Genomic DNA, 7093 nt, shown 5'->3' with positions numbered 1-7093 from the left:
CGTCGGCCTCCTCCAGGCCGCCCGGCGGCTCGGCGACTGCCTGGTCGTCTGCGTCAACTCCGACGCCTCCGTCCGGCGCCGCAAGGGCGGCGGACGCCCCGTCAACCCCCTCGCCGACCGGGTCCGCGTGCTGCGCGCCCTCGCCTGCGTCGACGCGGTCGCCGTCTTCGACGAGGACACCCCCGAACGCCTCCTGGGCGACCTGCGCCCCGACGTCTGGGTCAAGGGCGGCGACTACGCCGGCGCCGACCTCCCCGAGGCCGCGCTCCTCCAGGAGTGGGGCGGCCAGGCGGTCCTCCTGCCCTACCTCGACGGCCGCTCCTCCACCGCCCTGCTGGCCCGCGCGGCGGAGGCCCCCCGATGAGCCCCGGACCCCCGGACCGCCCCCGCACCCACCCCCTCGCCGGCGCCGCGCCGGGCACCCCACCGCCCGCGGCCCCCGGCGGATCCGGGATCCCCGGGTCGGCCGGTGGGCCGGTGACCGGGGATCCCGTCCACCCGCCGGCCGCCGGGGCGGTGCGGGGCGGACCGCACCCGGTCGGCGGCGACGGCAGTGGCATCCCCCGGGTGCTGGTGCTGCGCGCCCTGGGGCTCGGGGACCTGCTGGCCGGGGTGCCCGCCCTGCGGGCGCTGCGGCGGGCGTACCCCGGGCACGAGCTGGTGCTGGCCGCCCCCGCCGAACTGGCCCCCGTGGCCGCCGCCACCGGCGCCGTCGACCGGCTGCTGCCCGCGGCCGAACCCGGCCGGGCCGTCCCGCGCACCCTCGACTGGACCGGGCCGCCCCCCGACGTCGCCGTCGACCTGCACGGCAACGGGCCACCCAGCCACCGCCTGCTGACCCGGCTGCGCCCGCGCAGACTGCTGGCGTTCGCGCACCCCGGGACGCCCGAGGTGGACGGCCCGCCCTGGTACGCCGAGGAGCACGAGCGCGAGCGCTGGTGCCGGCTGCTGCGTGCCTACGGCATCGACGCCGACCCCGCCGACCTGCGGCTGCCGCACCCGCAGGCGCCGTCCCCGGCCCCCGGCGCCGTCGTGCTGCACCCCGGCGCCGGTGCACCCTCCCGCTGCTGGCCCGTGGAACGGTACGCGGCCGTCGCCGAGGGGCTGCGCGCCCGTGGCCGCCGGACCGTCGTCACCGGGGGAGCGGACGAGGCGGACCTGGTGGCCCGGCTGGCCAAGCTCGCCGACCTGCCCGACACGGACGTGTTCGGCGGCGGCCTGCCCTACGACCGGCTCTCCGCCCTGGTCGCCGGCGCCCGCGCCGTGGTCAGCGGCGACACCGGCATCGCCCACCTCGCCGTCGCCCACGCCACGCCCTCCGTGACCCTCTTCGGCCCGGTCCCGCCCAGCCGCTGGGGTCCGCCGCCCCATCCCCGCCACCGCGCCCTGTGGCACCCCGGCCCGGACGGCGACCCGCACGGCCGCCGCACCGACCCCGCGCTGCTGCGGATCACCCCCGACGCCGTACTCGGAGCACTCGACGCCCTCGACGCCCCGGAAGAGGCACCATGAACCACCCCGCGCACCACGGTCCGACGGCCACCCGCGAACGGGCCCGCCCCCACCCCACGGAGCCCGCCCCCGTCGGCATCGTCATCGCCACCCGGAACCGCCGCGCGAGCCTCGCCGTCACCGTGCGGAACCTGCTCGCCCTGCCCGAGCGCCCCGAGGTCCTGGTCGTCGACAACGCCTCCACCGACGGCACCCGCGCCATGCTGGCCCGCAACTTCCCCCAGGTCCGCGTCCTCGCCCTGCCCGTCAACCGCGGCGCCCTCGCCCGCACCCACGGGGTCCGCGCCCTGGACACCCCCTACGTCGCGTTCAGCGACGACGACTCCTGGTGGGCGCCCGGCGCCCTGCGCAACGCCGCCCGGCACTTCGACCGGCACCCCCGGCTCGGCCTGCTCTCCGCCCGCACCCTCGTCGGCCCCGCCGACGCCGCGGACCCCCTCAACGACCTGCTCGCCGACTCCCCGCTCGGCACCGCCACCGACCTGCCCGGCACCCAGGTGCTCGGCTTCCTCGGCTGCGCCGCCGTCGCCCGCCGCACCGCCTACCTCGACGCGGGCGGCTACCACCCGCTGCTGTTCTTCGGCGCCGAGGAGACCCTGCTCGCCTACGACCTGGCGGCCCGCGGCTGGGGCGTCACGCACTGCCCCGACGTGGTCGCCCACCACCACCCGGACCCCCGCCCGCGCACCGGCCGCCCGGCCGTCGTACGCCGCAACGAACTCCTCACCGCCTGGCTGCGCCGCCCGCTCCCGCACGCCCTGGCCCGCACCCGCGCCCTCGCCGCCGACGCCCGCCGCGACCCGCACGCCCGGCACGCGCTGCGCGAGACGCTCACCCGCCTGCCCGCCGCGCTGCGCGCCCGCAGGCCGCTGCCCCCGCACGTGGAACGGGCCGCCCGCCTCCTCGACGAAGGCGAGGGAGCGGCCTCATGACGGACCCCCGGACCACCGTCGTCGTCATCACCCACAACCGGTGCCCCGAACTCCTGCGCACCCTGGACCGGCTCGCCGAACTCCCCGAAGCACCCGCGGTGATCGTCACCGACAACGGCTCCACCGACGGCACCGCCACCGCCGTCGCCCGCCACCACCCCGGCGTACGGCTCCTGCGGCCCGGCCGCAACCTGGGCGCCGTCGGCCGCAACCTGGCCGTCCGCCAGGTCACCACGCCCTACGTGGCCTTCTGCGACGACGACTCCTGGTGGGCGCCAGGCTCCCTGGCCGGGGCCGCGGACCTGCTCGACCGGTACCCGGCGGTCGGCTCGGTCACCGCCCGCATCCTGGTCGAACCGGACGGCACCGAGGACCCGATCGTCGCGGAGCTGCGCGACTCGCCCGTGCCCCGCCCCGACTGGCTCCCCGGACCGGCGCTGGGCTCCTTCCTGGCCGCCGCGACCGTCCTGCGCACCGACGCCTTCCGGGCCGCGGGCGGCTTCCACCCCCGGCTGTGGCTGGGCGGCGAGGAGGAGCTGCTCGCCGCCGACCTCGCCGCGAACGGCTGGTGGCTGACGTACGCCGACCACCTGGCGATCCATCACCAGCCCTCCGCCGTGCGCGACTCGACCGTGCGCCGGGCGCAGGGCATCCGCAACACCCTCTGGTTCACCTGGCTGCGCCGTCCGGTCGGCCCCGCCCTGCGCCGCACCGTCCACCTGGCCCGCACCGTCCCCCGCGACACGGCGTCCCTGCGCGCTTTCGCCGAGGCGACCGCCGCCCTGCCGTGGGTGCTGCGCGAACGCCGGGTGCTGCCGCCGGAGGTCGAGGCGCGACTGCGCTCCCTGGAACCCGCCCAGCGCGACTCGACGGCCCGCAGCTACACCGGCTGACACCAGCGGAACCAGGGAAGGGGGCGGCTAACCCTCCGTCCACCGGCACAGCAGCCGGAACACCGCGAACAGGGTCAGGGGCCACACGCCCGCGAAGGCCCAGATCACGCCGGGCGCGGAGGTGACGATGCCGGCGACCATCAGCGTCACCGACACGGCGAGCAGCAGGAACACGGTCATGGCCCGCGGCCGGTACGCCGCCAGGCGGGCGGGATCGGGCAGGCGGCGCAGCCGCAGCGTGCGCAGCCGCCTCTCGAGGCGGCGGTCGCGGCGCAGCGCCCGTTCGACCTCGTCGAGTATGCGTTGTTCGTGATCGGGGAGCCGGCCGATGGACACGATGTCTCCTCCCGGGGGGCGGACCGACCCCCGCCGAGTGCCCGTCCCGCCCCGCGGCTAATCGTCCGGCGGCGCCGGCCCCGCCCCGTCGCCGCCGCCCGATGCGGCCCGCAACTCGGCCACCAGGCCGTCCGCCGGGTCCGGGACCGGATCGGCCGCCCGGAACCCCGCGCCGATCCGCGCCGCCACCGCCCGCCCGTCGGTCAGGCACCAGTGCCACCAGCGCTCCAGCACCCGGTCGGCCGACGCCCCGGCCAGCCGTTCCGCGGCCACCAGCGCCGGCCAGCCGCAGGCGCGGGCCTGCGCCGACACCTTCGCCCCGCCCTCGACCGGATCCACCGCCAGCACCGGGACACCGGCGCGCAGCGCCAGCACCAGCCCGTGCAGCCGGTCGGTGACGACCAGGTCGAGGCGGGCCAGTACGGCCTCCAGCTGGGCCGGGGTGCCGCACAGCCGCCAGTCGTGCGCGTCGAGCCGGGTCTCCAGCTCCAGCCGGGCACAGTCCCGTCCGGCCAGCCACCGGGTCAGCACGGCGGCGACCTCCGCGTGCCGCCGTCGGCCGCCGTACTCCTGCTGCCCGTGGGTGAGCACCACCCCGACGACGGGCACCTCGCCGAGCGCCGGAGCGCGGGCCGCGAGGTCCACGCCCGGACCGGTCCCGGCGCCGTCCCGGGCCAGCACCCGGTCGAAGCCGGTGACGGCGGGGGAGTCCGGGTCGACCACGGAGACCCCGACCGCGATCCGCACACAGTGCGCGAACCGCCGGTGCAACTCCTCCACCTGCGGCCCGTGCACCGGCCCGCACACGAACACCAGCCGCGAGTACGCCGCCGGGTCCACGTCGTCGAAGTGCGTGCCGTCGGCGCGGAACCCGGGGCTCCACACGACGTCGTACGCCAGCCCCGCGTCCCGCAGCACCCGCTCCACCCGCGCCAGCGCCAGCACGTCCCCGGCCGTCGCCTCCCCGTGCAGGAAGCTGAACCAGCCGGTCACCAGGATTGCGTCCCGTCGGTGCACAGTGCCCCCGGGTGCCCCGCCGGCGGCCCGGCAACCCCCGCGGCGACCGGCCCCGCCACGGCGACCCCGCGACGGCGGCCGGGCGGGGCCGGTCAGCGCCCGACCACCGGCCCGAAGGCCTCGCGCACGTCCCCGTTCGAGGGCGTGACGGCCATCCGCGACGGCAGCGCGCCGAAGTACCGCAGGACGCCGGGGCAGCTCTCGCCGCCCAGCTGCACCGTGCGGTCGACGACCAGCTTCCCGGTCCGCAGCGCGTAGCCCTTGACCCGGACCGCCAGCTTGTTGAAGCGCACACTGCCGATGCGGCCGTTGTGGTCCCGGTACTGGCAGGTCTCCACCACGTCCCCGGCCTCCGCCTCACCGGTGCACACCACCAGGGAGGCGTGCGCCGTGTCGGTCCGCCACTCCTCGGGCAGCTTGTCCGTGTACTCGGTGTCGCCGACGAACACGGCACTGGTCCGGCCCTTGCGATAGGCGGGGGCCTGGGAGTACTTCGCCGGTTTCCGGCAATAGCCGGAGCCCATGGAGTCCGCCGCGGTGATCAGCTCGCTGATCCGGTCCAGCTCGATCGCCAGCCCGGCCTTCCTGACCCCCTTGCGGGCGGCGTCCGCGTGGGTGTCGTCCGGGTACTCGTCCAGCAGTCGCTGGTAGCGCTCGCGCGCGTCGGCCCAGTCCTCGGTGAACATGAAACCGTCGGCGCAGTCCATCAGCGCCTGGGGGGCCGTCCGGGCCGCGGTGGCGGAGGCGGGCCCGGTCAGGCCGCGGGGCCCGGGCGCGTGCTCCCGCAGCCAGTCCGCGATGCTGACGGTCAGACAGCCGTCGTCGGTGGGCAGCCGGCCGAGGAAGCGGTCCAGCGCGGCCCGCACGGTCCGCTCGTTGCCGGACTCGCCGAGCACCGCGCCGAGCCGCCGGAAGCCGGTCTCCAGCGAGTCCAGGTCACCGGTCAGCCCGGCGCTGAGATAGCCCCCGGCCGTGTCCAGCCGCTCGCACGCGTCGACCACCGCGTCGCCCCGGGCCGCCGCGGGCGCGGCGACCAGCCGGTGCCGGAACGCCACCCCGTCCTGAGCGGCCACCGCGGCCCCGCAGTCCCCGTCCGCCCGTGCCTCGGCGACGTCGTCCGCGATCCCCTGGGCGTCGGACCGCACCCACCCGGCGGCCGCGAGGACCGGCACGGTGAGGGTGAGCGCGAGCAGCCGCTGCCGCCGCCGGGGCCCGGCCGCCTGCCGCCGGCGCGCGAGCCACCAGCCGTGCCCGACGGCCGCCGCCCACCACAGCACCACGAGCAGCTCGCACCACGTCTCCGCCCTCGTGTACGTCAGCCACAGCAGCGACACCGTGACCACCGCGGCGGCCCAGAACAGCGCCCGGCGCCCCAGCACCAGGTAACCCACCCCGAGCAGCGAGGCGTTGCCGACGGCCACGGCGAGCGGATCGGCAACACCCGGCTCCCGGGACGCCACCCGCCCGTACTCCGGCCCGGGACCCCAGACCTCGCCGGGGTCGGGCTGCGGGTACCTGGCCTTGTCGGGGTCGGGCTGCGGGTGTCCGGCCTCGTCAGGGTCGGGCCCCGGGTGCCCGGCCTTGTCGGCGTTGGGCTGCGAGTACCTGGCCTCGTCGGGGTCGGGCTGCGGGTGTCCGGCCTCGTCGGGGTCGGGCCCCGGGTACCTGGCCCCGTCCGGGCCTGGCCCCGGGTGCCCGGCCTTGGGCCGGTCCGGTGCTCCGTGCGGCGGCTCGGTCATCCCGCGAACTCCTCGTCGCTCTCCCCGCTGCGCACCCGCACGTACGCCTCGGCGGCCGGCCGGTACAGCAGGACCAGGCCCGGGACCGCGAGCACCGCGGCGAGCAGCAGCGTGGTGCCGCCGTACAGCGCATCGTCGAGGGCGAACGGCGCGGCGACGACGAGGATCACCGCGGTCAGCGCGCTCACCGCGGTCCGGGCGCCGCGCCGGCCGCGGCCCGCCCGGACCGCGCACCAGAAGCTGGCCGCCAGCAGCAGGAGCACCAGGGCCGCCGCCTGCTGCGGGCCGGTCGCCGTGGTCGCCGCGACCAGGTTTCCGAGCATCACCAGCACCACCGCCAGCGTGACGCTCCGCGGCCGACGGGTCGCCTCGGTGGTCATCGGATCACTTCCTTCACGGTCCTTCTTCCGGCACGGGCGGGTGTCGTCCCCGACGGGGGACCCGGTGCGGGGTGGCGCGGCCGTGCCGGACCCGGCGGCCGTGCCGCCCCGCACTCCCCCGGCCACCGATTCCACCGCGGAACACCGTTGTTCAGCAGCCCGCACCCGGCACTGAACAATGCGGCGCACCCCGCGCGGCGGTCCGGACGCCTGCGGACCCCGCGTGAAGACACCGTGAACTCCCCGTGCGCCACCCCCCGACGAGCAGCCCGGCGCTTGCCGCC

General features: G+C 77.7%; 8 protein-coding genes. 4 read left to right on the top strand and 4 right to left on the bottom strand.

The window, feature by feature from the left end:
* The 4 genes from K7854_RS28630 to K7854_RS28615 all read left to right on the top strand — a co-directional run.
* A partial coding sequence (locus K7854_RS28630) for a nucleotidyl transferase family protein (protein ID WP_505016452.1) occupies positions 1 to 364 on the top strand: 364 nt, incomplete at its 5' end.
* On the top strand, positions 361 to 1512 hold the full coding sequence (locus K7854_RS28625; RefSeq protein ID WP_226029452.1) for a glycosyltransferase family 9 protein: 1152 nt from the start codon (positions 361 to 363) through the stop codon (positions 1510 to 1512). The genes K7854_RS28630 and K7854_RS28625, both read left to right, overlap by 4 nt.
* Positions 1509 to 2444, top strand: coding sequence for a glycosyltransferase family 2 protein (locus K7854_RS28620; protein ID WP_226029451.1), 936 nt, complete (start codon positions 1509 to 1511; stop codon positions 2442 to 2444). The genes K7854_RS28625 and K7854_RS28620 overlap by 4 nt, the downstream gene beginning before the upstream one ends.
* On the top strand, positions 2441 to 3337 hold the full coding sequence (locus tag K7854_RS28615) for a glycosyltransferase family 2 protein (RefSeq protein ID WP_226029450.1): 897 nt from the start codon (positions 2441 to 2443) through the stop codon (positions 3335 to 3337). Before K7854_RS28620 ends, K7854_RS28615 begins: the two co-directional genes overlap by 4 nt.
* Before the next feature lie 27 nt (positions 3338 to 3364).
* Here the strand turns inward: K7854_RS28615 and K7854_RS28610 are convergent, their stop codons facing one another.
* The 4 genes from K7854_RS28610 to K7854_RS28595 form a co-directional block, all read right to left on the bottom strand.
* On the bottom strand, positions 3365 to 3673 hold the full coding sequence (locus tag K7854_RS28610) for a DUF3040 domain-containing protein (RefSeq protein WP_226029449.1): 309 nt from the start codon (positions 3671 to 3673) through the stop codon (positions 3365 to 3367).
* 57 nt (positions 3674 to 3730) lie between these two features.
* Positions 3731 to 4666, bottom strand: a complete 936-nt coding sequence (locus K7854_RS28605; RefSeq protein WP_226029448.1) for a polysaccharide pyruvyl transferase family protein — start codon at positions 4664 to 4666, stop codon at positions 3731 to 3733.
* Between the two features lie 116 nt (positions 4667 to 4782).
* The gene (locus K7854_RS28600) at positions 4783 to 6429 is read right to left on the bottom strand and encodes a hypothetical protein (protein WP_226029447.1); all 1647 of its coding nucleotides are present in this window, start codon (positions 6427 to 6429) and stop codon (positions 4783 to 4785) included.
* Positions 6426 to 6809: a hypothetical protein gene (locus K7854_RS28595; protein ID WP_226029446.1), complete on the bottom strand. Its 384-nt coding sequence runs from the start codon at positions 6807 to 6809 to the stop codon at positions 6426 to 6428. Before K7854_RS28595 ends, K7854_RS28600 begins: the two co-directional genes overlap by 4 nt.
* Between the last annotated feature and the right edge of the window lie 284 nt (positions 6810 to 7093).

Origin of the sequence: Streptomyces hyderabadensis (assembly GCF_020404845.1) — a bacterium.
Classification (GTDB): Bacteria; Actinomycetota; Actinomycetes; order Streptomycetales; family Streptomycetaceae; genus Streptomyces; species Streptomyces hyderabadensis.
Note: the sequence above shows the minus strand (reverse complement) of the source record. Positions and strands in the feature narration are given on the sequence as shown.

Excerpts from the sequence above, each read along its gene's own strand:
- K7854_RS28625 (WP_226029452.1), top strand. The coding sequence starts at position 361 with ATGAGCCCCGGACCCCCGGACCGCCCCCGCACCCACCCCCTCGCCGGC.
- K7854_RS28620 (WP_226029451.1), top strand. The coding sequence starts at position 1,509 with ATGAACCACCCCGCGCACCACGGTCCGACGGCCACCCGCGAACGGGCC.
- K7854_RS28615 (WP_226029450.1), top strand. The coding sequence starts at position 2,441 with ATGACGGACCCCCGGACCACCGTCGTCGTCATCACCCACAACCGGTGC.
- K7854_RS28600 (WP_226029447.1), bottom strand. The coding sequence starts at position 6,429 with ATGACCGAGCCGCCGCACGGAGCACCGGACCGGCCCAAGGCCGGGCAC.
- K7854_RS28595 (WP_226029446.1), bottom strand. The coding sequence starts at position 6,809 with ATGACCACCGAGGCGACCCGTCGGCCGCGGAGCGTCACGCTGGCGGTG.